20 protein-coding genes are annotated in these 22,466 nt (G+C 62.4%); 5 read left to right on the top strand and 15 right to left on the bottom strand.

Annotated features, from left to right (window positions below):
- Window positions 1-271: 271 nt before the first annotated feature.
- Window positions 272-1,357: an AraC family transcriptional regulator gene (locus tag AC1DIS_RS12525; RefSeq protein ID WP_018925427.1), complete on the bottom strand. Its 1,086-nt coding sequence runs from the start codon at window positions 1,355-1,357 to the stop codon at window positions 272-274.
- Between the two features lie 3 nt (window positions 1,358-1,360).
- Window positions 1,361-2,491: a carbon-nitrogen hydrolase family protein gene (locus AC1DIS_RS12520; RefSeq protein ID WP_477780900.1), complete on the bottom strand. Its 1,131-nt coding sequence runs from the start codon at window positions 2,489-2,491 to the stop codon at window positions 1,361-1,363.
- 208 nt (window positions 2,492-2,699) lie between these two features.
- On the opposite strand from AC1DIS_RS12520, the gene AC1DIS_RS12515 reads away from it, so the two are divergent.
- A complete protein-coding gene (locus AC1DIS_RS12515; protein WP_477780899.1) occupies window positions 2,700-4,739 on the top strand; it encodes an oxidoreductase in 2,040 nt (679 codons plus the stop codon).
- A 202-nt stretch (window positions 4,740-4,941) separates the two neighbouring features.
- Window positions 4,942-5,874, top strand: coding sequence for a 1-aminocyclopropane-1-carboxylate deaminase/D-cysteine desulfhydrase (locus tag AC1DIS_RS12510; RefSeq protein ID WP_064618897.1), 933 nt, complete (start codon window positions 4,942-4,944; stop codon window positions 5,872-5,874).
- Here AC1DIS_RS12510 and AC1DIS_RS12505 read toward each other — a convergent pair.
- The 3 genes from AC1DIS_RS12505 to AC1DIS_RS12495 all read right to left on the bottom strand — a co-directional run bounded on the left by AC1DIS_RS12505 (window position 5,871) and on the right by AC1DIS_RS12495 (window position 8,580).
- Entirely contained in the window at window positions 5,871-6,419 is a 549-nt protein-coding gene (locus AC1DIS_RS12505) for a cytochrome b (protein ID WP_018925431.1), read from the bottom strand. The two genes, AC1DIS_RS12510 and AC1DIS_RS12505, sit on opposite strands and share 4 nt — an antisense overlap.
- A 192-nt stretch (window positions 6,420-6,611) precedes the next feature.
- On the bottom strand, window positions 6,612-7,439 hold the full coding sequence (gene phnX / locus AC1DIS_RS12500) for a phosphonoacetaldehyde hydrolase (RefSeq protein ID WP_477743728.1): 828 nt from the start codon (window positions 7,437-7,439) through the stop codon (window positions 6,612-6,614).
- Window positions 7,440-7,470: 31 nt separating this feature from the next.
- The gene (locus AC1DIS_RS12495; RefSeq protein ID WP_477743727.1) at window positions 7,471-8,580 is read right to left on the bottom strand and encodes a 2-aminoethylphosphonate--pyruvate transaminase; all 1,110 of its coding nucleotides are present in this window, start codon (window positions 8,578-8,580) and stop codon (window positions 7,471-7,473) included.
- Between the two features lie 113 nt (window positions 8,581-8,693).
- Between AC1DIS_RS12495 and AC1DIS_RS12490 the strand changes: the two genes are divergently transcribed.
- On the top strand, window positions 8,694-9,557 hold the full coding sequence (locus AC1DIS_RS12490) for a LysR substrate-binding domain-containing protein (RefSeq protein WP_018925434.1): 864 nt from the start codon (window positions 8,694-8,696) through the stop codon (window positions 9,555-9,557).
- A gap of 102 nt (window positions 9,558-9,659) precedes the next feature.
- Here AC1DIS_RS12490 and AC1DIS_RS12485 read toward each other — a convergent pair whose 3' ends face one another.
- Window positions 9,660-11,090 (bottom strand): type VI secretion system Vgr family protein, encoded by a 1,431-nt coding sequence (locus AC1DIS_RS12485; RefSeq protein ID WP_477743823.1) that lies wholly within the window; start codon window positions 11,088-11,090, stop codon window positions 9,660-9,662.
- 232 nt (window positions 11,091-11,322) lie between these two features.
- Here AC1DIS_RS12485 and AC1DIS_RS12480 point away from each other — a divergent pair, with 232 nt between their 5' ends.
- On the top strand, window positions 11,323-12,027 hold the full coding sequence (locus AC1DIS_RS12480; protein WP_007940960.1) for a YebC/PmpR family DNA-binding transcriptional regulator: 705 nt from the start codon (window positions 11,323-11,325) through the stop codon (window positions 12,025-12,027).
- Window positions 12,028-12,095: 68 nt separating this feature from the next.
- Here the strand turns inward: AC1DIS_RS12480 and AC1DIS_RS12475 are convergent, their stop codons facing one another.
- The 9 genes from AC1DIS_RS12475 to AC1DIS_RS12435 all read right to left on the bottom strand — a co-directional run bounded on the left by AC1DIS_RS12475 (window position 12,096) and on the right by AC1DIS_RS12435 (window position 21,385).
- Complete coding sequence (locus AC1DIS_RS12475) at window positions 12,096-13,400, bottom strand: leucine-rich repeat-containing protein kinase family protein (protein WP_138867935.1); 1,305 nt, start codon at window positions 13,398-13,400, stop codon at window positions 12,096-12,098.
- Between the two features lie 81 nt (window positions 13,401-13,481).
- Window positions 13,482-14,609, bottom strand: coding sequence for a cell division protein ZapE (zapE, locus tag AC1DIS_RS12470; protein ID WP_111454094.1), 1,128 nt, complete (start codon window positions 14,607-14,609; stop codon window positions 13,482-13,484).
- 256 nt (window positions 14,610-14,865) lie between these two features.
- Complete coding sequence (locus AC1DIS_RS12465; RefSeq protein WP_018925438.1) at window positions 14,866-15,912, bottom strand: ABC transporter substrate-binding protein; 1,047 nt, start codon at window positions 15,910-15,912, stop codon at window positions 14,866-14,868.
- Window positions 15,913-15,930: 18 nt separating this feature from the next.
- A complete protein-coding gene (locus AC1DIS_RS12460) occupies window positions 15,931-17,046 on the bottom strand; it encodes an NAD(P)/FAD-dependent oxidoreductase (protein ID WP_477743726.1) in 1,116 nt (371 codons plus the stop codon).
- Window positions 17,043-18,398 carry an FAD/NAD(P)-dependent oxidoreductase gene (locus tag AC1DIS_RS12455; RefSeq protein WP_477743725.1) on the bottom strand — a complete coding sequence of 452 codons (1,356 nt, stop codon included), beginning with the start codon at window positions 18,396-18,398 and terminating at the stop codon, window positions 17,043-17,045. The genes AC1DIS_RS12460 and AC1DIS_RS12455 overlap by 4 nt, the downstream gene beginning before the upstream one ends.
- Window positions 18,395-18,685 (bottom strand): (2Fe-2S)-binding protein, encoded by a 291-nt coding sequence (locus AC1DIS_RS12450; RefSeq protein WP_018925441.1) that lies wholly within the window; start codon window positions 18,683-18,685, stop codon window positions 18,395-18,397. The genes AC1DIS_RS12455 and AC1DIS_RS12450 overlap by 4 nt, the downstream gene beginning before the upstream one ends.
- A 7-nt stretch (window positions 18,686-18,692) precedes the next feature.
- On the bottom strand, window positions 18,693-19,487 hold the full coding sequence (locus AC1DIS_RS12445; RefSeq protein ID WP_019580025.1) for an ABC transporter permease: 795 nt from the start codon (window positions 19,485-19,487) through the stop codon (window positions 18,693-18,695).
- Between the two features lie 6 nt (window positions 19,488-19,493).
- Entirely contained in the window at window positions 19,494-20,363 is an 870-nt protein-coding gene (locus tag AC1DIS_RS12440; protein WP_086945059.1) for an ABC transporter permease, read from the bottom strand.
- Window positions 20,360-21,385: an ABC transporter ATP-binding protein gene (locus AC1DIS_RS12435; RefSeq protein ID WP_477743724.1), complete on the bottom strand. Its 1,026-nt coding sequence runs from the start codon at window positions 21,383-21,385 to the stop codon at window positions 20,360-20,362. The genes AC1DIS_RS12440 and AC1DIS_RS12435 overlap by 4 nt, the downstream gene beginning before the upstream one ends.
- A 243-nt stretch (window positions 21,386-21,628) precedes the next feature.
- On the opposite strand from AC1DIS_RS12435, the gene AC1DIS_RS12430 reads away from it, so the two are divergent.
- Window positions 21,629-22,465 carry an IclR family transcriptional regulator gene (locus AC1DIS_RS12430; protein ID WP_018925445.1) on the top strand — a complete coding sequence of 279 codons (837 nt, stop codon included), beginning with the start codon at window positions 21,629-21,631 and terminating at the stop codon, window positions 22,463-22,465.
- Window position 22,466 lies beyond the last annotated feature (1 nt).

The following is a 22,466-nucleotide window of genomic DNA, read 5'->3' as shown; positions in this document are numbered from 1 at the left end:
GCGGGTCAGACGATACCGCTCCCGTAACGTCCTTCAAGACTGATCCACATCAAGTCGGGCTGTATTCCCACAGTCCGTGTCGAAAAATCCAGTGATAAATTCCTGACCACCTGCTACGTTTTATTCAGTAGCGACGTAGTGTCGTACCCGCGTCATTTTTCTTTCATGCGGGCACTTTATGCTCAAGGCGTTGGTCATTTATTCAAGCGATTTTTTCAACAAGCGATGGGGGTTTAATAATGGACGATTATCAAGAAGAACTGCTCGAGTATCAGGCCTTTGAACTGGACCCGCTGGAACCGGCCGAAGACGCTACCGAGCTGTAATTACGCTGACTGCGGCGAAACTCGCCGGGCGTCTGGCCGTTCCAGCGTTTGAAAGCGCGCTGAAAGGCTTCGGCTGAGGCAAACCCCAGAAGATAGGCGATTTCGCCGAACGCCAGTTCAGTGTCGCGGATGTAGGTCATGGCCAGGTCACGACGTGTATCGTTGAGAATTGCACGAAATTGCGTGCCTTCCTCGGTGAGTTTGCGGCGCAAGGTCCAGGTTGGCAGCTTCAGGCGTGCCGCCACTTCTTCCAGGTCGGGTTCCCGGCCACCATTGAGCAACGGGCCCAGCAACTGAGTGATGCGTTCACGCAGGCTGCGGGTGCGTGTCAGTTGCTCAAGTTCCCGTTCACACAGTTGCAGCAGGTGCCGCCAGGTGCTCGGGCAGTGCTCCGGGTTGCGCTGGGCGAGGCTGTCCAGGCCCAGGCGCAGTTGATTCTGTTCGGCGCCAAACTGAATCGGACARTCGCCGAGTACGGCATAGGCCTCAAGGTAATCCGGTGCATCAAATTCGATCTCGATTCGTTCGGCGCGCAGTGGGGCAGGGCTCACGCTGGACAATTGCTGCAACCAGCCAGCGATGATCGAATCCACCACGAAGCGGTTGTAGGCGTTGTAGGGGCTGATCGAATAGAACCGCAGCCAGGCGCCTTGGGCGTCTTCGTGAAAGCTCGACTGGCCTCGATAGTTGGAGCCGTACAGCGCTTCGAAACGAATCAGGCAGCGCGCCGCTTCGCGCACGGTGGGAGCCTGGGCGGCGGTGACGCCGGCCAAGCCGGCCTGGCTCAGGCGACTGAGCTGGCCCATGCGCAAACCCAGCGCCGGGTCGTCGGTCAGTTGAATAGCGCCGTGGCCCAGACGCATGTAGCGCGGGATCGACAGGCGGGCACCGGCTTCGGCCAGTCGCGCGGCGTCGAGGCCGTACTGTTCCAGCAACGGTTGTGGGTCCAGGCCATGGCTGCGCACGGCGTCGGCCAGGCTATGGACGAAGCCCACCGACAGATCCCCGAGGCGCATCGGCTGCGGTTTCATCGCTTACAACCAGAGGTTCAGCAATTGCGCGCCGCGGGCATCGCTGTCGGCGAAATGCTGCCCGTTGCTGCTGAGGAAGCTTTGACCGGCGCTGCTCTTGTCCCAGAACTGACCGCGCAGGAACACACTCATGCCGGCGATGCTCTGGCTGGCCGGTGGTTGGGCGGTCAGCGTCAGCCGCTGCCAGGCCTGACCTTCGCTGAGTTCGCCGGCCTTGAGGCTGACAGAGCCCGGCGCGGGCAGGCCTCTATAGCCGCGCCATGGTTGATCCCAGGACCCACGCCCGACGACGAACGCCGGGACCGCCACCAGTTGCGCGCCTTGGGCGTCAAGTTTGCGGTAGTTGTCGGGGTACCAGCTGTCGCTGCCGATCAGCACGCCGAGGCGTCCGGCCGGGGTGTCGACGACGTTGACCGGATGATCGGAATTGCCTTGGAGCGTGCCACGTCCAGCGAATGTCGGGTGCACTTGTCGCTGGGGCTGGCCGATTGGCAGGCCGTCGCGACCGAACACCACGCTGCTGTTGTACAGCGCGCCGCGACCGATGTGCAGGGTGCCGTCGCTGACGCTCGGCTCGGGCAGCACGATGGAACCGGCCACCAGGGTCACGTGGAATTCTTTCGCCAGGCCACCGAACAGCGCCTGGTAATCCTTGGCCATGCGTTTGGCTTTCATCCGCAAGTGCGCGTCGTCGAGACGGTTGCTGCCTTCGGCGCTGATCAGGGCGCGGATGAACTGCAGCGGGTTGCTCACCGCCAGCCAGTTCATGGCTTCCTTGAGGGTGGTGGCCTGGTACAGCTCGTCTTTCTCGCCGCTGACCATCAGCCAGGTGCCGACATGTTCAGGCAGTACGACGATGGTTTTTTCATTCAGCAGGCCCTGGTCCTGGGCCTTCTGCAAATAGGCCGYGAGCTTGCGGTGCAGGCGTTCAGGGCTTTGATAGTCGGTGGGGAACAGCTCGGGCTGGATGCCCAGCAGATTGCCACGATCGGCGGGTGTGCCCTGATCGACCGCGAGATTGATGCGCAGGTCCGACAGGTAATGACCCACCGGACGGTCCGCGGCCCACATCGCGTAGGTCGTCAGAACGGCGATCAACGCCATGGAGACGGTCAGGTACAGAAGTTTGCGCATGGAAAACAGTCAGCGGCCGTGTGCAGGGTTCGCGACTAGGGTAGGGCCCATGCCAGCGCTTGCCAAGGGGCGCTGCGCATTTGGATCAATAAGTTGTCAGTTACGGTCATTGAGTGACAGCGGTGCGACTCTTAGTCTGTCGAACATGACTGACGGGGGCCGAAGAGCTCCTGCAAATTTTCCGTGATCGCTCGTTGTGGAGTTACCGATGGCCGCCGCTCATTACCCGCACCTGTTGGCCCCGCTGGACCTGGGTTTTACCACGTTGCGCAACCGTACCCTGATGGGTTCGATGCACACGGGCCTCGAGGAAAAACCCGGCGGTTTCGAGCGCATGGCCGCGTACTTTGCCGAACGTGCCCGTGGCGGCGTAGGCCTGATGGTCACTGGCGGTATCGGCCCGAACGATGAGGGTGGGGTTTACTCGGGCGCGRCCAAGCTGACCTCCGATGAAGAAGCGCTCAAACACCGGATCGTCACCCGCGCGGTGCACGAGGCGGGCGGCAAGATCTGCATGCAGATCCTGCATGCCGGGCGTTATGCCTACAGCCCGAAACAGGTGGCGCCGAGCGCGATCCAGGCGCCGATCAACCCGTTCAAGCCTAAAGAACTGGACGAGGAAGGCATCGAGAAGCAGATCAGCGATTTCGTTACCTGCTCGACCCTGGCGCAAAAAGCCGAGTACGACGGCGTCGAGATCATGGGTTCCGAAGGTTATTTCATTAACCAGTTCCTCGCCGCCCACACCAACCATCGCACTGACCGCTGGGGAGGTGTCTACGAAAACCGCATGCGCCTGCCGGTGGAAATCGTCCGTCGGGTGCGCGAAGCGGTCGGCCCGAACTTCATCATTATCTTCCGCCTGTCGATGCTCGACCTGGTGGAAGGCGGCAGCACCTGGGAAGAAATCGTGCAGTTAGCCAAGGCCATCGAGCAGGCGGGCGCGACCATCATCAACACCGGCATCGGCTGGCACGAAGCGCGGATTCCGACCATTGCCACCAAGGTGCCGCGTGCAGCGTTCAGCAAGGTCACGGCGAAACTGCGTGGTTCGGTGAGTATTCCGCTGATCACCACCAACCGCATCAACACCCCGGAAGTCGCCGAGCAGATCCTGGCCGAAGGCGATGCCGACATGGTGTCGATGGCGCGACCGTTCCTCGCCGACCCGGACTTCGTCAACAAGGCGGCGGCCGGCCGTGGCGATGAAATCAATACCTGCATCGGTTGCAACCAGGCTTGCCTGGATCACACGTTCGGCGGCAAGTTGACCAGTTGCCTGGTGAACCCGCGGGCCTGCCATGAAACCGAACTCAATTACCTGCCGGTGCAGCAGATCAAGAAAATCGCCGTGGTTGGCGCCGGTCCCGCGGGGCTGTCCGCCGCCACCGTGGCGGCCGAGCGCGGTCATCAGGTGACGCTGTTCGATTCGGCCAGCGAAATCGGCGGCCAGTTCAACATCGCCAAGCGCGTGCCGGGCAAGGAAGAGTTCTTCGAAACCCTGCGCTACTTCAACCGCAAGTTGCAGACCAGCAACGTCGAGCTGTGCCTGAACACCCGTGTGGACGTGGCGCAGCTGGTCGAGGGCGGTTACGACGAAATCATCCTCGCTACCGGCATCGCGCCGCGGGTGCCGGCGATTCCGGGTGTCGAGCACGCCAAGGTGCTGAGCTACCTGGACGTGATCCTCGAGCGTAAACCGGTGGGCAAACGCGTCGCGGTAATCGGCGCTGGCGGTATCGGTTTCGACGTGTCGGAATTCCTCGTGCACGAAGGCGTGGCCACCAGTCAGGACCGCGACGCGTTCTGGAAGGAGTGGGGTATCGATACGCACCTTGAAGCGCGTGGCGGTGTCGCGGGCATCAAGGCTGCGCCGCATGCGCCGGCCCGCGAAGTATTCCTGCTGCAACGCAAGACCTCCAAGGTCGGTGATGGCCTGGGCAAGACCACCGGCTGGATTCACCGCACCGGTCTGAAGAACAAAAAGGTGCAAATGCTCAACAGCGTCGAGTACCTGAAGATCGACGACGAAGGCCTGCACATCCGCATCGGCGAAAGCGGCGAACCGCAGGTGCTGCCGGTGGACAACATCGTGATCTGCGCCGGGCAGGATCCATTGCGCGAGTTGCACGACGGTCTGGTTGCGGCCGGGCAGAACGTGCACTTGATCGGCGGCGCGGACGTGGCGGCGGAGCTGGATGCCAAGCGTGCGATCAACCAGGGGTCGCGGTTGGCGGCTGAACTCTAACGTTCGCAGCTATCCCTTGTAGCAGCTGGCGCAGCCTGCGTTCGGCTGCGCAGCAGTCGCAAAATCAGCCATCGCGGTATTCCAGATAAACCGAGGTGTCAGGATTGACGACTGCTTCGCAGCCGAACGCAGCCTTCGGCAGCTGCTACAGGGTTCGTGCTGGCTGATAGACTCCTGTTTTTCGTCAGAACGTAACGCATCAATGCTTTTTCCTCCTGCCGACTGGCTCCCCCAAGCCCCTCTCGAACCCCTTCACCTCGACTGGCTCACCACCGCCGGCATCGACGTCGCCATCCTGCGTCTGGACCAGATCGACCCGCTGATCAGCGGCAACAAGTGGTTCAAACTCATCGAACACCTGAAAGCCGCCGACCAGAACGGCGCCCAAGGCATCATCAGCCTGGGCGGTGCTCACTCCAACCATCTCCACGCATTGGCCGCCGCAGGCAAGCGCTTCGGGTTCACCACGGTCGGTTTGCTGCGCGGGCATCCGCAAGACACCCCGACAGTAAAGGACTTGCAGGCGTTCGGCATGCAGTTGCACTGGCTGGGTTATGGCGGTTATCGAGCGCGGCATGAGCCGGGTTTCTGGCAGCCGTGGCGGGCGCAGTATCCCGAGCTGCAACCGGTGCCGGAAGGTGGTGGTGGCTTGCGTGGGGCGAAGGGCTGCATGCAGCTGGTGGCGCAGGCCCGCGAGCAACTGAGTGGTCTGGGCTGGAGCCATTACGACGGCTGGTGGCTGGCCTGCGGAACGGGCACGACCCTGGCCGGTCTGGTGCTGGCCGAGGCGGGTGAACACCCGGTGTATGGCGCGCTGGCGGTGCCCGATGATCATGGCGTGGCGCAGCAGGTCGAGATGATCGGGCGGGAAGCCGGTTGGGTCGATCCCTTGTATGAACTACTGGACGCCAGCCGTGGCGGTTTTGCCAAAGTCGATCCGCAGCTGCTTGCATTCATCGAGCAGACCGAACAGGCCAGCGGCATTCTTTTCGAGCCGCTGTACACCGGCAAAGCGCTCATGGCTCTCAAGCAACAAGTCGAAGCTGGTAAATTTCCCCAAGGCACGCGCCTGATCTTCATCCACACCGGCGGCCTGCAGGGCCGCCGGGGTTTCGAGCAAAGCGGTCGCGATTAACCGCGTTTGGGCATCATCCGCAGCAAGGTGTTATCGCGCACCACATAGTGGTGGTAAATCCCGGCCACCGCGTGCAACCCGATCAGCCAATAACCGATGGTGGCGCCGAGCTCATGCCAGCCTTGGAACTGCTTGGCCAGCGGTTTGTTTTCTTCGATCAGCAATGGCAAGTCGACGCCATAGAACATCACCCGATGCCCCTCGGCGCTGGTAGTCAGCCAACCCAGAACCGGCACGGTGATCATGAAAATATACAGTGCCCAATGCATCAGCCTGGCAACCACGGTTTGCCAGCGAGGGGAGGCGGGGAATATCTGCGGTGCCGGCCCCAGGCTGCGGGCGAACAGCCGCAACCAGACCAGCACGAACACGGTCAGGCCGAGCATGAAGTGCGCTTCCTTGATCAGCGTTCGGCCGCCACTGCCTTTGGGAAAGATCCCGCGAAATTCGATACAGGCGTAGACCAGTATTAACAGAACCAGCATCAACCAGTGCAGCGCGATCGATACGGTGCTGTAGCGTGATTCGGAATTCTTCCAGGGCATACGGTGTTTCCTCACAATTCTGGTCTGAAGTCACCGTTCTTGTTCGACGGCGTGCACTAACTGTAATCCTGTTTCGCAGGATTTGCCCGAGGCAAATGGGCCGCTCAATGCTCTAAATCAAGTGATCGACCACAAAAAAGCGTCAGTTCCATCCAAGGAACTGGCGCTTGTATTATGAGGCGAGGGGTGCGATCAGTTGGCTTGCGGCATCTCGCCGTTGGCCAGGCGCTTGTTGATGTCGGCGATCACCTCGGGCAAATCGGTGATGGTGTCGATCATGTAGTGCGGTCGCGAGCCTTCGAACAGGGCATGAATGCGCTTGCGTTCGCTGGCCAGTTGGTCGCTGCTTAGCGCGCGATAACCTTCGTAGTCCAGACCCAGCGCGTTACCGGAGCAGATCAACGCCACGGTCCACATGCCGGCACGGCGACCTTCGAGAATGCCCGGCACCGTGTCGTCGATCTTCAGGCAGGCCGCGACGTCGTCGATGCCCAGCGCAATCACATTGGCCAGGGCCTGAGCGGGCCATGGGCGGCCGTTGGGCACTTCGTCGGTGGCGACCACGTGATCGGCGACATAGCCGTTGGTGGCGGCCAGTTCCACCACTTTGTCCATGACTTGTTTCGGGTAGCCGGAGCACGAGCCGATCTTGATTCCTTGCTGACGCAGGTTGGCGATGGTGTCCAGGGCGCCCGGAATCAGTGCCGAGTGTTCGGCGATTTTTTTGATCTGCAGCGGCATGAAGCGTTGGTAGATGGCGGTGACGTCATCGTCGGTCGGCGTGCGGCCGAACACCTGGCGATAACGCTCGGCAACTGATGGCTGATCGCACAGGGTGCGGATGTGGTCCCACTTGCCCATGCCCATCGGCTCACGGGCTTCTTCGATGGAAACCTGGACGTCGAACTCGGCGAAGGCTTCGACGAAAATCTGCGTCGGGGCGATGGAGCCGAAGTCGACCACGGTGCCGGCCCAGTCGAGGATGGCGGCTTGCAGTTTGGTTGGGTTGCTGTAGTTCATGGTGATCAAATCCTGTCTTGGGGAATGTGGATCAAATCTCTAATACTTCCATCTCGCGCAGCACCTCGGCCACGGCCGCCACCGCTGCGTGCATTTCGGCCTGGTTGACGTGGCCGATGCAGCCGACCCGGAAGGTTTCGACCTGGGTCAGTTTGCCGGGGTAGAGGATGAAACCCTTGGACTTGACCCGTTCGTAGAATTCCTTGAACTGATAGCGCGGGTCTTTCGGCGCATGGAAGGTAACGATGATCGGCGCCTGGATCGCCGCGGGCAGGAAGCTGCGCAGGCCGAGTTTGGCCATGTCATCGAGCAGCACCTGGCAGTTGTTGGCGTAGCGCTGATGCCGGGCGGGCAAGCCACCTTCTTCGTGGTATTGCAGCAAGGCTTCGTGCAGCGCCGCGACCACGTGGGTCGGCGGGGTGAAACGCCATTGACCGGTCTTGGCCATGTAGGTGTGCTGATCGAACAAGTCCATCGCCAGCGAGTGCGAGTTGCCGGCGGCGTTCGCTAGCGCTTCTTTGCGAGCGAAAACGAAGCCCATCCCCGGCACGCCCTCCAGGCATTTACCCGAGGCGGCGATCAGGGCGTCGAAAGGCACCTGTTGCGCATCGATCGGCAGGGCGCCAAACGAGCTCATGGCGTCGATGATCAGGCGTTTGCCGTGCTGCTCGATGACGTGGGCGATTTCTGCCAGTGGGTTGAGGATGCCGGTGCTGGTTTCGCAGTGAATCAAGGCGACGTGGGTGATGCTGGCGTCGGCCCGCAGCAAGCGGTCGACGTCGACGGCGGTGGTCGGCTCGTCTTCGGCGGTTTCGAAGGTGTTGAACGAACGGCCGAGCACTTCGCAGATCTTCGCCAGGCGTTTGCCGTAGGCGCCGTTGATCAGCACCAGGACTTTGCCGTCCCGGGGCACCAGCGTGCCGATCGCCGCTTCGACCGCGAACGTGCCGCTGCCTTGCAGGGGCACGCAGTGGTGGCTGTCGCCGGCGTTGATGATCACCAGCAATTTCTCGCACAGGCTGGCGGTCAATTGGTTGAAGCGGTCATCCCATGAACCCCAGTCGACCATCATCGCCTGACGGGTACGTTGCGATGTGGTCAATGGGCCGGGGGTGAGCAGGATGTGCTCGGCAGTACGCATTCTTGTGTCCTTGCAAAAGCTCAGTGGGATGAAACTACGGGGCATAAATTGCAATTCGGCGTGCTATCAATCAAATTGTTTGTTGTTATGCCAGCCATCAGTGAGAGTTATTCATGAATCTGTTCCAGCTGCGTGCCTTCGATGCCGTGGCCCGAGAGGGCAGCTTCACCCGCGCCGCCGAGCGCCTGTTTATCAGCCAACCGGCGGTCACCGGGCACATCAAGGCGCTGGAGGAGCACTACCAGATCACCTTGCTGCGCCGCACCGCGCGGCGGGTCGAGTTGACGGAAGAGGGCACCAGGCTCGCGGCGATCACCCGGGCAATGTTCGGCCTGGCCGAAGAAGCGCAGGCGATGCTGGAGGCCAACCGGCAGCTACTCACCGGGCGCCTGGAAGTGGCGGCGGATGGCCCGCACATGGTCATGCCGATGCTCGCCAGCCTGCGTGCGCGTTATCCGGGGATCACCGTGAACCTGCGGTTGGGCAATGCCCAGGAAACCCTCGCGGCGTTGCTGTCGGAGCATGCCGACGTGGCGGTGCTGACCGAAGTGGAGCCGCGCAAAGGGTTGCATCTGCAAGGGTTGAGCGAGTCGAGGATTTGCGCGTTGGTGCCCGCGGGCCATCCGTGGGCGCAGCAGTCGCAAGGGCTGCCGCTCAAGGCGCTGGATCAGGTGATCATGGTGCTGCGCGAGCCGAGTTCGATTACCCGGCGCACGTTCGACGAGGCGTGCGTTCAGGCCGGGGTCAATCCACGGGTGTTGCTGGAACTGGACAGTCGCGAGGCCGTGACCGAGGCAGTGGCCGCCGAGTTAGGCGTGGGCGTGGTGTCGTCGGTGGAAGTCAGCCACGACCCACGGGTGGCGGCGGTGCCGATCATTGGCGAGGGGCTGGTCAATCGGCACATGATCGGTTGTATGGAACGGCGGCGGGATTTGCGCTTGATACAGGCGTTTTTTGGGCTGGCGCCCGTCGGGTAGACCGCGGCGCGGCTATCGCGGGCAAGCCACGCTCCCACAGGTTTTGCGTCGTACGCAAGGTTGGCGGCCAGCATAAATTCCTGTGGGAGCGGCCCGGTAAAATCACGGCATGGGATCCGAGCGGTTGATCAGCCAGTCGAGCAGTAGATGCGCATCGCGGCGCGGCTCGGGAGCGGGACGGGAAGGCTGGAGGTGGCTCATGCCGGCACACAACACCGGCCGGTCCGGGTCGCTGTCGAGAAAACTGACCAACACTTCGGTGCCGGCCAAGGGCAGCCTGGACGGATCGATCCGACCGTCCGGTGCTGCGAGGGCGACCGGTAGCCAGAGCCCAACGGACTCATCCGCCTCGAACCCCGGTTTCGGCCACAAGCAGACCTGTATTCGGCCTTGCTCATCGAGTGCCGCCGGTTGCCCGACGGGGCCCAGCACCCGGGCGGTCTGATAGCCCGGGATGCTCGGCCTGACCTGTTTGAGCGCCGGCCTGAACACCGTTGACCAGGGAATGGCGGTGAAACGATTGCTGTAGCGCCCGGCCATGTCATGGCCGGGCTTGTCCTCGGCGAGAATCGACGGCTGCTGCCCCTGGTGCTGGATGTTGGTGAGCAGCCACTGATCGTTGAAGCTCGAGAGCGGGTGCTGCGCCACTTGTACGATTCGTCCGCTGCGCAGCTCGTTCAGGGTGCTTTGGCCGTGGATCTGCCGGTGCTGGCAACGCAGGCGTTCCAGCGAGCGGCGGCCCAGCTGTTCGCGATGAAGCTGTTCGGGCGCAGGTCTTGCCGTAACCGGGCCCGTTCCGGTGAGCGGGTGGTTGGCCGCGCCGTCGCCGATCACGTGCGCGCCGCGGTTTCTGGCATCCCATTGTGCCGGGGCGGGGTCCGGGTCATGGCGCTGGAACAGTTCGCTGATCGCCGGCAAGAGCGGGTCGTTGAACACGTCGGCATGGAACGGCATCAGCAGCGGTTCCTGCGGGAAACTCAGGCTGTCATCGGCCAGGACCAGCACGTGCCCGTCGTGCTGATGTTCGAAGTGGAAGTGGATGCCTTCTTCTTCACACAGCCGCTGCATGAAGGCCAGATCGCTCTCATCGTACTGAATGCAAAAGGGCCGCAGCGGGTAGTGGCCGCAGGTCAGGTCGAAGCGATAGCTGTGCTCGGGCAGCTGATGCTTTTCCAGCAACTGACGCATGATCGCCGGCACGCTGAGACGATGAAAAACCCGACGCGAGCTGTGCAACTGAAGTCGTTGCAGATGGGGCGCCAGCACCAGTGAGTAGCCGACCCGATACGGGCCGCGATGTTCGCGGCTGACGCTGTGGATCACGCCGTGAATGCCCTGATCAGCCGACAGCCTCAGGAACGCCGGCTGTTGCAGCAACCGATCCAGGTTCATCGCCGGCGCGAGGCCGATCACCTCGATGTCGAATCGATAGGGCTGGTTGAGGCCCTCGCGGCCATTGAACTGCAACACCTGCAAACTCAGACCGCTGTCGAGGAGTGTCAGGGTGTAGGGGCTTTCCTTGTCGTTGTGCATCGAGCGCGCTTCTGCCTTGGAGAACGGGCGCAGAGGGTACGAAACCATAGCCCTGAAGCGTCACCGCAAATCGACTTTTCAGAATCGCCCTACAAACGCTGGTGAAGATGTCGACCCGTCGTGGGCTGAAGATGTTGGAATTTTTTGGTCGATTGGCATCTTTAGGCCGTATAAACTTGCGCTACGCGTCGGCCAATAGATGTCTCGGCGCCACAGATCAAGAGAGTGAGTAATGGGCGCACAGTGGAAGGTTAAACACAAAGAAGCGGCWGCCAACGCCAAGGGCAAGATCTTCGGCAAACTGGTGAAGGAAATCACCATTGCTGCGCGCAACGGTGCCGATACCGCCACCAACGCACACCTGCGTCTGGTGGTCGAACAGGCGAAAAAAGCCTCGATGCCTCGCGAAACCCTGGAACGCGCGATCAAGAAAGGCTCCGGCCAGCTCGGCGAAACCGTGCAATACCATCGCGTGACGTATGAAGGGTTCGCACCGCATCAGGTGCCGCTGATCGTTGAATGCGTGACTGACAACATCAACCGCACCGTCGCTGAAATCCGCGTGGCGTTCCGCAAGGGCCAGTTGGGCGCTTCCGGTTCGGTGGCCTGGGACTTCAACCACGTCGGCATGATCGAGGCGTCCCCGGACAGCCCTGACGCCGATCCGGAAATGGCCGCGATCGAAGCCGGCGCCCAGGATTTCGAGCCGGGCGAAGACGGCGCGACGCTGTTCCTGACCGACCCTGCGGACCTGGATGCGGTACAGAAAGCGCTGCCGGAGCAAGGCTTCACCGTGTTGTCGGCCAAGTTGGGTTATCAGCCGAAGAACCCGGTGAGCGGCTTGAGCGACGAGCAGATGGCAGAAGTCGAAGCGTTCCTCGAAGGCCTCGATAACCACGATGACGTACAGGACATGTTTGTCGGGTTGGCGGGTTAAGCGGTTCTGACCGTTGTGATTTAACCTGTGGTGAGGGAGCTCCCTCGCCACAGGTTCTATATTTGCCGCTAGTTGAACGCAGCCATCTCCCGCACCACCTCACTGAACCCCGGCCGCGCCAACACATCCGGCTGACAGCAGCGCTGTTGTAAATCCTCTAACGCGACCCGCTGTTCAGCGCTCAACCCTGAGTCGATCCGCTCCAGCAATTCTCCCAGCAAAATCCCGAACGCCCGTACCTCGATCCGTTGCAGCGCGCGGCTTTCAAGGCTGTCCGAGGTGGCATGGAAAGATGCCGCGCCAAAATCCCCCAACAGACAATCGCCATGCTCGTTCCACAGAATGTTGTGGCCATAGAGGTCGCCGTGGGTGATGCCTTGGCGGTGCAGGTGTTCGGCCACCGAGGCGATGCCACTGGCGATGCGCATTGCCACGCCGGCGCTGAACCGGGTGTCGTCGGCATAGATGTCGCGGGAGCAGGACGCCAGGCTCGGCAGGCTGGCCAGGTTGCGGTAGCTCGGATCGATCAGTTGCATCACCAGCCCGGCTTGCGCCTGTGGGTGCCCGACGATCCGCCCTTCGACCCGGATCAGGTTGGGGTGGATACCGGCAGTGATGCAGGCGTTCATTTCGTGCAACGGCGAGCCGTCGCTGGTCATCTCGCCTTTGTAGAGTTTTACCGCGACCTGTTTTGTCTGCTCCCACAACGCCTGATGAATGACCCCCGACGCGCCTTCGCCGAGTTTCTGCTCCAGGCTCAGCTCGGACCAGGGAATGCTCGTCGTGGCTTCAAGTGCGGCCGCATCGGCTTCGGTCTCCAATGGATTACCGGCGTACGCCAGCCAGGTCAGGCCCGGCAGGGTCAGCAGCCATTCGGGAAGCTCGGTGAGCTGATTGGCGGCAATGCGGATCAGTTCAAGTCGATGACAGTGGCTCAGGCTCTCGGGCAAACGCTGTAAGCGGTTACCGGCGAGCATGAGTTTTTGCAGGTACGGGCGCTCGCCCAGTTCGGTTGGCAGATCCGTGATGCGGTTGTCGGTCAGGATCAGCCAGCGCAACAGCGGCGGCAGGGCGGCGGCCGGCACGTGTTCGATGGCGTTGGCCTTGAAACCGATCATTGTCAGCGCCGTACACTGGCCGAGGCAGGCGGGCAGTTCGGTGAACTGATTGTCCGAGCAGAACAGCACGCGCAAACGGGTCAGGCGGTGCAGATCGTCCGGCAGGCTGCGCAAGGCGTTGCCGCTGAGGTTGAGCACTTCCAGCGAGTCCGCCAGGTCGAAGATTTCCCGGGGGAATTCGGTCAGGCCACAGACCAGGTCCAGGCGGGTGATACCCGACAGTTGGCCGGCGCGCAGTTGTGCGAGGGTGTGCATAGGCAGGTTCGCTATTGATCTGAAGGAAGGCGCTGGGGCCTGGAAATGGGCGACATGATAGCGGGAAAGTGGTGGTGGTTGTCAGGCGAGTTCCCTGACTTCCAGTAACTGCCCCAGCCGGCTGCGCGTGCGCGCCAGGTCGATGGCATCGCCATCCAGGCATTCGCGCAATGACTGGTGGCCGAGCAGAATCAGGTGTTTGTCCTGGTCGTACAAGACGTCGATCAGGTTGATGAAGCGTTGCTGGGCGGCGATTGAACAGCCGGCGAGGCTGGGCAGTTTGTCGATGATCCAGCGGTCGAAGCGCCGGCACAGTTCCAGGTAGTCCATGACGGCGGTGGGGTGTTCGCACAAGTCGGCGAAGGTGAAGCCAATGGTTCGCCCTTCGCAGTATCGGGCTTGAAGGTGTCGTGTCCCGACGGGCAGCCGAATGGGCGGTGCGTCGTGTTCGAGCAGGTGCAGCGCCTGACGCTGGCTCACCGTGGCCGGCCAGACGTACTGGCCCTGGGTAAACAGCTGCTGCGCACGGGGTCGCGCCTGACTGCGGTAATCATGGGGGCCGCCGACTTCCATCACCTGCATGCGCGTGTTGATCAGGTCGATCACCGGTTTGAAACGGGCATGGTAAAGCGGGTTGGGCAGTAAACCTTCCGGCGGGTAGTTTGAGGTCACCAGCAGCAGAATCCCCCGGCGAAACAGCGCCTTGAACAACCGCGTGATGAGCATCGCATCGCCGATGTCATGCACGTGGAATTCATCGAAACACAGCACCCGGCAGTCTTGCAGCAGTTCGTCGAGGGTGGTTGCCAGCGCATCGGGCTGATCGCGATGGCTGAACATGCCCTGGTGCAACTGCGCAAAAAACTCATGGAAGTGCAGGCGCTGTTTTGCCGTGACGGGGATGGCCTGGAAAAAACCGTCGAGCAGCCAGCTCTTGCCGCGCCCGACCGCACCATGGAGGTAAAGTCCGGGGAGTGGCGTCGATGACCCCGGCAGCGCCGACGCGTGCTGCGCCATGCAGTCGATCACGCGCAACTGGCTGTGGCTGAGGGTGTAGCCCTGAACATGGGCCTTGTGGCGGAAGTAGTCGTGGATCACCCGGCCTTGCGCGCTGCCACTGGATGGCGCCGCGAATGCCTTGCCGAAAAAACGGCGTAGCGCGGACCAGCGTGGTGTGAGTTGCGGACGGTTGGGCGGTCGTACGGCCAATGTGATGTCACCCCGTAATCTTCAGGCCGGCTCCCCCTGAGCCGCAGCGGCGTAGTTTAACCAAGAGGGTAATTTCCCTTCCACTGCTGCCGACCAAGCTTTTGTGTCGAGAAGGCTTTTGTGGCGAGGGAGCTTGCTCCCGTTGGGCTGCGAAGCGGCCCCAAAAAAGGAACTGCTGCGCAGTTCAACGGGAGCAAGCTCCCTCGCCACAGGCAAGCTCCCGTGCCACAAAAGCCCTCTCACCTGATCTTCGAGGTTAGCGCTCGATACTGCGATTCCACCGGTCATTCCACGTCGGACGCTGTTCGTTGACCTGATCCCAATCGATGGCAATCGCCGTTTCCAGATAGTGTTTCATTGCCTCGACCTGACCGCGGGTCTTGTCGGTGGTTGGCGTATTCGGGTTCGACGGAATCTGATCGCCGTCTTCAAGCGCCGCAGCCTGTGCGGCAGGCGTCAGCAAGAAGGCTGCGAGTTTCTGCGCCAGTTCCGGTTGGGTGTTGTTGGCGATGGCGCATTCGGCCACGTTGAGCACCACCGAGCCTTCCTTCGGCTGCGCATATTCCACCGGCATGCCCTTGAGTTTCAGCGCGGTAACCTGGGTCGGGGTCAGCGGGAACAGCGCCGCTTCGTCGGTCTGGAGCATTTCGGAGATTTTCGCCGAGCTCGGAATGTACTCCAGCACGTTGCGCCCGACGGTGTTCGGCCAGGCCTTGAACCCCGGTTCGACGTTAGTCTCGCTGCCGCCCTGAATCCGGTTGAACATCAGGAAACCGTGCAGGCCGAAGGTCGAGGAGGCCATCGACTGGAACACCAGTTTGTCCTTGAAGCGCGGATCGGCCATGTCCATCCAGGAGGTCGGCGCGTTCCAGCCCTTTTCCTTGAACAGCCGCGTGTTGTACGCCAACCCGGTAACGCCGAGGCTGACCGCCACCGCTTGATCCTTGATGCGGCCCTTGGGCGGAATCTGCGCCAGGGTCGGGCTGTCTTCGAGTTTGTCGCACAGGCCCATGGCAATGGCGCGGTACATGATGCCGTCGTCGAGGAACATCACGTGCAATTGCGGGTTGCCTTTGCTGGCCTGGACCTTGGCCAGAATATCGGCCGAGGTCCCCGGCACAATCACCACTTTGACGTTATTGGCTTTCTCGAAAGCCGGCAGCACCTTGTCGGCGTAGAGCCGCTCCATGGTCCCGCCGTTCATGCCCAGGTAAAGCGTCGGTTCGGCGTGGGCCTGAGTGACCGTGAGCAGGGCGCTCATGCAGGACAAACCGAGTAGTGCAGTGCGTTTGAGGTTATTCATTGGCGCGACCTTCCTCTATCAAGCTACGGAGATGGAGTGAAACCGGGTGATGGAAAACGCATCCAGCGGCGTCTTTGACGCGCCGCTACAGATGATCTCGGTGAGCGCCTGGCCCACCGCAGGCCCGATCTGAAAGCCCGCGCCGGCAAAGCCGAATGCGTGCAACAGACCGGGTTGGGTGCTGCTGTGACCGATCACCGGTTGGCGGTCGGGTAAATAACCTTCGGTGCCGCTCCAGGTACGAATCGCCTGGGCGCCTTCAAGAAACGGGTAAAGCTCGACGGCCTGACGCAGGATCTCGATCACCGCGCTCTGACCAGGTCGGGCGCGGGCACCATCAAGGGCAAAGCCCTGACCGCCGCCCAACACACAATTGCCCCGCGCGACCTGACGGGCATAGATGCCGCCGCCTTCGACGCCGGTGCTGGCATTCATCACCAGCGGCAACGGCTCGGTGACCAGCATCGCCGGGTGCCCGGCATGCATCGGCACCGCTTCACCGAATTGCGCGGCAAGGTTGCCGGCCCAGGCGCCGGCGCAGTTCAGCAGCCAGGGGGCGCGCAGTTCGAGGCCGGATTGAGTGCTGACGCGAAAGCGCTGACCATCGTGGTCCACCGCCGTGACTGCGCATTGCTCATGCACCTGCGCGCCATGCCGACGTGCCGCTTGGGCAAACGCCGGAGACACCAGGCGCGGGTTGGCGTGGCCATCGTCCGGGCACAGCGAAGCACCGACCGCGACGTCTCCGACCCACGGAAAACGTGCGCGCAACTCATCGCGATCAAACAGCTGCAAATCAAGGCCGAACCCCTGGCTGCTGGCGGCGTAATCCTGCAAGGCATGCAGATCGTTGAGGCTGCGGGCGAGTTTCAGGTGACCGCTGCGCTGGTACTCACCGTCGATGCCGATCAGTTGTGGCAGCTGCCCCCAGATCTCATGAGCTCGTTGCGACAACGGCAATTGCGACAGCGGCCGGCCCTGACGACGCACGCCGCCATAGTTCACACCGCTGGAATGCGAACCGCAAAAATCTCGTTCCAGCAGCGCTACGCGTCGGCCAGCCTTGCTCAGAAACAGGGCGGCGGAGGCCCCGACAATGCCACCGCCAATGATGACCGCCTCGACTTCGATCATGGCTCGACCTCCAGACCGAACGGCAAGGGTTTGATCGGTGCCTGAGCCCGCAACCGACCGATGTCGGCTACTGAACGCTGACTTTCGCAGGCAATGATTTCCGCGGCGGCGGCCCCGCACATCCGGCCCTGACAGCGACCCATGCCGATCCGGCAGTGGGCCTTGACCCGGTTGATCTCCCAATGACCTTCGCGCACCACCTGGCGGATGTCGCCGGCGCGTACTTCTTCGCAGCGACAGATCATCAGGTCATCCGCAGCGTCGGTGGCCCAGCTTTCGGGGAAGGCAAAGGCACGCTCAAGGCCCTGGCGGAATCTGCCGATTGCTTTCAGCGACTGTTCCAGCTGGGTGGCACGTTGCGGCGGGAGCAGGTAACCGCTGTCTTCGAGCAGCGCCAGGGCTGCCCGTTCGCCAGCCATTTCCGCCGCGTCGGCGCCCATGATGCCGGCGCCGTCACCCGCCAGGTACACCTCGGCGACACTGCTGCGCCCGGCGCTGTCGCGCTGTGGCAGCCAGGCGCGGTTGAGCGGGTTCCAGGTGAATTCGCAGCCCAGCAGATCGGCGAGTTGGGTTTCGCTGCGCAGGCCATGGGCGAAGGCGACAGCGTCGCAGTCGATTCGATGTTGGCCTTTTGCGTTGCGCCAGATCAGCGATTGCACACGCTGTTGGCCATCGATGCCTGACAGGCTGGCGCCCTGATGCACCGGGATGCCGTGGGTGGTCAGCCAGGTGCGGTAATAGAGGCCTTTGGCGAGGGTAGCCGGTTGCGACAACAGACCGGGCAGGGCGCGGGCCTGAGCGCTGAACGGCGAACTGTCGAGCACCGCGACCACGTTGGCACCGGCCTTGGCGTATTGATAGGCCACCAGGTACAGCAACGGTCCGCTGCCGGCGAACACCACGCGTTCACCAATGGCACAGCCCTGAAACTTCAAGGCGATCTGCGCCGCGCCGAGGCTGTACACCCCCGGCAACGTCCAGCCCGGCACCGGCAGAATCCGGTCGGTGGCACCCGTGGCGACAATCACCCGAGAGAACGCCACGCGCATGGCGCGGCCCTCGTGCAAAGTGTCGAGTGCGTTGGCCTCGGCGTTCCATACCAGCGTGTCGGGGCGGTAATCGAGTTGTTCGCGCAGTGCGTCGATGGTTTGATGCAGCGCGTTGGCCTTGGGGGCTTCGAAGCCATACAACTTGACGGGCGAGCGCTTGAAGTTCGCCGGTTGCCGCCGATAAATCTGCCCGCCACCGCGTGCGGCTTCGTCCAGCAGAACCGGGCGCACGCCATGCGCCACCAGCGTCTGCGCCGCACGAATCCCGGCGGGGCCGGCGCCGATGATCACCACCGCGTTCATACCGAGCGCCCCGGTTCGCGGCTGACCTGCTGGCCGGCTTCAAGCTGCGTCGAGCAGGCCCGCACCCGGCGACCATCGCCCAGGCGTACCCAGCAGTCCTGGCAGGCGCCCATCAGGCAGAAGCCGGCGCGGGGTTCGGCGCTGAAGTCGCTGCCGCGCAGGTGTTCGCTGCAGGTCAGCACGGCGGTCAGCAGGGTGTCGCCGAGCAAGCCACTGGCAGGCACGCCGTCGAGGGTAAAGTCCAGGGCCGGGCGGTCGCCTTCGGCCAGTCGTTTCAGCAGAGCCATGGCGCCCTCATTGTTTACCCACCAGAACCCGATCCAGGCCGTAGACCCGATCGAGCAGAATCATCGTCAGCGCAGTCAGCGCGATCACCAGGGCCGACACCGCCGCCATCATCGGATCGATGGATTCGGTGGCGTACACGTACATGCGTACCGGCAAGGTTTGCGTGGCCGGCGAGGTGACGAAGATCGACAACGTGACCTCGTCAAAACTGTTGATGAACGCCAGCAGCCAGCCACCGGCGACCCCCGGCAGAATCATCGGCAAGGTGATTTGCCGGAACAGCGTGAAGCGCCCGGCGCCCAAGGATTGCGCGGCGTGTTCGGCGCTGCGGTCCAGGCCGATGGCCGACGCCAATACCAGCCGCAACACATACGGCGTGATTACCAGCACATGGGCGAAGATCAGCCAGGCGAAGCTGCCGTTGACGCCCATCAGCGCAAACAACCGCAGCAACGCCACCCCCAGCACCAGGTGCGGAATGATGATCGGCGACAGGAACAGGGCATTGAAAAAGTCCCGTCCGGGGAACTCGAAACGGGTGATCGCCAGCGCCGCCGGAACCGCAATCAGCGTCGCCAGACTGGCCGCGCTGAAGGCCAGGATCAGGCTGTTGTAGAACGCATCGACAAAGTCCGCGCGTTCGAACACGGCGCGGAACCAGCGCAGGGAGAAATCCGTGGTCGGCAGGCTCAGGGTGTTTTCCGGGGTGAAGGCGACGAGGCACACCACCACCAGCGGCGCGAGCATGAACAGCACCACCAGGGCATGGAACAGCAGGGCGAAAGGACCGTTTCTGGACATGACGAATTATCCCAATGACTTCTTGTAGCGGCCTTCGATCATTCGGTTCCACGACAGCATGATCAGCAGGTTGAGCAACAGCAGGGCCACGGCAATCGCGGCGCCCATCGGCCAGTTCAGCTCCGACAGGTACTGGTCGTAGATCAGCGTGGCGACCATCTTCAGCCGGCGTCCGCCGAGCAGGCCGGGAATGGCGAAGGAACTGGCCGCGAGGCCGAACACGATCAAGGTGCCGGAGAGCACGCCGGGCATGACCTGCGGCAACACCACTTTGCGTATCACCGTGAAGTGGCTGGCGCCCAGTGACAGCGCAGCCTGCTCGGCGGCCGGGTCGAGTTTTTGCAGCGAGGTCCAGACCGGAATGATCATGAACGGCAGCATCACGTGGACCAGCGCGATCACCACTGCGAACGGCGTGTAGAGCAGCTTCATCGGCGAGCCACCGAAGGCTTGCAAGGTCTGGTTGACCAGCCCGTCGGCGCCCAGCAACAGGCTCCAGCCGAACGCCCGCACCACCACCGAAATCAGCAGCGGCGTGAGGATCAGAATCAGGAAAATCGAACGCCACGGTGCGCCCATGCGACTGAGGATGTAGGCCTCGGGCACGCCGATCAGCACGCAGAGCAGGGTGGTCAGGGCGCTGATCCACATCGTGCGCAGAAAGATCTCGTAGAAGTACGGATCGCCCAGCAGGCTGCTGTAATGGGCGAAGGTGTAGGCGTCGCTGTTGATCCCCGAGCTGTAGTCGAAGACGTTCAACGACAACACCAGCGTCAGCAGCAGCGGGATCGCCAGCAGGCCGACGTACAACGCCAGGGCCGGCGCCGACAACACATACCCTTGGCGTCCCTGACGGATGGCGGCGAGCGTATTCATGCCGACACCTCGTCGACACTCAGCACCCGCAGCAGTGCCGCGTCCCAGTCGAGGCCGACCGCCGTGCCTTCGGCCAGTGGCGCCGAGCCGTCGTTGCGGCGCACCACGCAGAGTTCGCCCAGGGTTGTCGTTACGCCGTACAACCATTGGCTGCCGAGGAAGAAGCGGCTGGCGATCTTGCCTTGCAGACGGCCATGGCCTTTTTCCCGCAGATCGATTTTCTCCGGGCGCAGGCTTAACGTCAGTTCACCGTTGCCGGTGTTGCACACCTGAACCACGCCGGCGCCATCTCGCTTACCGGGCAGCAGATTGGCTTTGCCGACGAACCCGGAAATGAACTCGGTGCGCGGGTGTTCGTAGAGGGTGTAAGGGGCGTCGATCTGGGTGATGCGCCCGGCCTGCATCACCACCACCCGATCGCTGATCGACAGCGCTTCGGACTGGTCGTGGGTGACCATCAGCGTGGTGATCCCGACTTCACGCTGGATGCGGCGGATTTCGAACTGCATCTCTTCGCGCAAATTGGCGTCGAGGTTGGACAGCGGTTCGTCGAGCAGCAACACCGGCGGCTCGATCACCAACGCCCGGGCCAGTGCAACACGCTGGCGCTGGCCGCCGGAAAGCTCTCGCGGGTAACGCTCGGCGTGCTGGTGCAGGCGAACCAGTTTCAGCACCCGGTCCACCCGTTGCTGCAACTCACCGTTGGGTACTTTGCGCATGCGCAGGCCGAAGGCGACGTTGTCTTGCACGGTCATGTGCGGGAACAGCGCGTAACTCTGGAACACCACGCCCAGGCCACGGCTGGCGGGTTTGGCGTGGGTGATGTCGCGACCGTCCAGCACAATGCGTCCGCTGCTGACTTCGACGAAGCCGGCGATCATTTGCAGGGTGGTGGTTTTGCCGCAGCCGGAGGGGCCGAGCAGTGAGACGAACTCGCCTTTTTCCACCGACAGGTTGGTGGCGACGACTGCGTCGATCTCGCCATATCGTTTGCCGAGGTTTTCAAGCTGCACAAAGGCCATGACTGCGCTCCACCTGAGATTGTTATGCGTCGCCAACGGCGCGCTTTTTTGTATGGGCAGATACGAAAAGATATTGCGGGGGGTGTTGGCGCTCGACGTGTGTCGGCTGCCGTTGTTGTTCGAATCGCCCCTGTATGGACGCAGAGTAGGACGAAGAATAGGATGGGCTCAATAACCTATTTCACTGAAGTGATGACTATTTTCAGTTTTATTCAGTGAGTAAATTTATTGATGAGAAATCAAATGTCAGATTCCACTGATCGGAATGAAAACAAAAATGAAGTCGGTGTCGGTGCGGTCTCAAGACTGTTTGCGGTGCTGCGCAGCCTGGGTGACACCGTCGAGGGCGGCGAACGCGTGACGCAACTGGCGCAGCGCATCGGCTTGTCGCAACCGACTACCCACCGCTTGCTGCGCAGCTTGATGGACGAGGGCATGGTCGAGCAGGACGCCCGCAGCAAACGCTATCGCCTGAGCCTGGAGTTTTTTGCCTTGGCGGCCCGCGCCGGCAATACCAACAACCTGCGCGAACTGGCGCGGCCGGCATTGCTGCGGTTATCGGCATCGCTGGGCGATTCGCTGTTTTTGCTGGCGCGCAGTGGCTTTGATGCGATCTGTCTGGACCGCAGTGAAGGGCCGTTTCCGATCCGCACATTTACCGGTGACATCGGCGGGCGGGTGGCGCTCGGCGTGGGTCAGGGCAGCCTGGCGATTCTGGCATTCCTGCCGCAAGAGGAACGCGACACGGTGATTCACTACAACTTGCCGCGGCTCAAGGATTTTCACCTGTATGACGAAGTGTTCCTGCGCTCGGAAGTCGAGAATGTGCGCGCGCTCGGGTACGCCGGGCGCAACACCGGCGTGTTGCAGGGCATGGCCGGCGTGGCCGTGCCGATCCTCGATCGCGACGGCCGGGCAGTGGCGGCGTTGAGCGTGGCCACGATCAGTGATCGCCTGGGGCCGGATCGTTTGCCGACCGTGGTGGAAATGCTCAAGCGCGAAGCGGCGTTGATCGGGCCGCGGATCAACCCGTTCGACCCGCTGTTGCGCAGGCCTTCGCAGGTGTTTGGGCAGGGGTGAC

It is taken from the genome of Pseudomonas sp. 05N433 (assembly GCF_056396925.1).
This window is presented reverse-complemented; position numbering and strand designations above follow the sequence as displayed.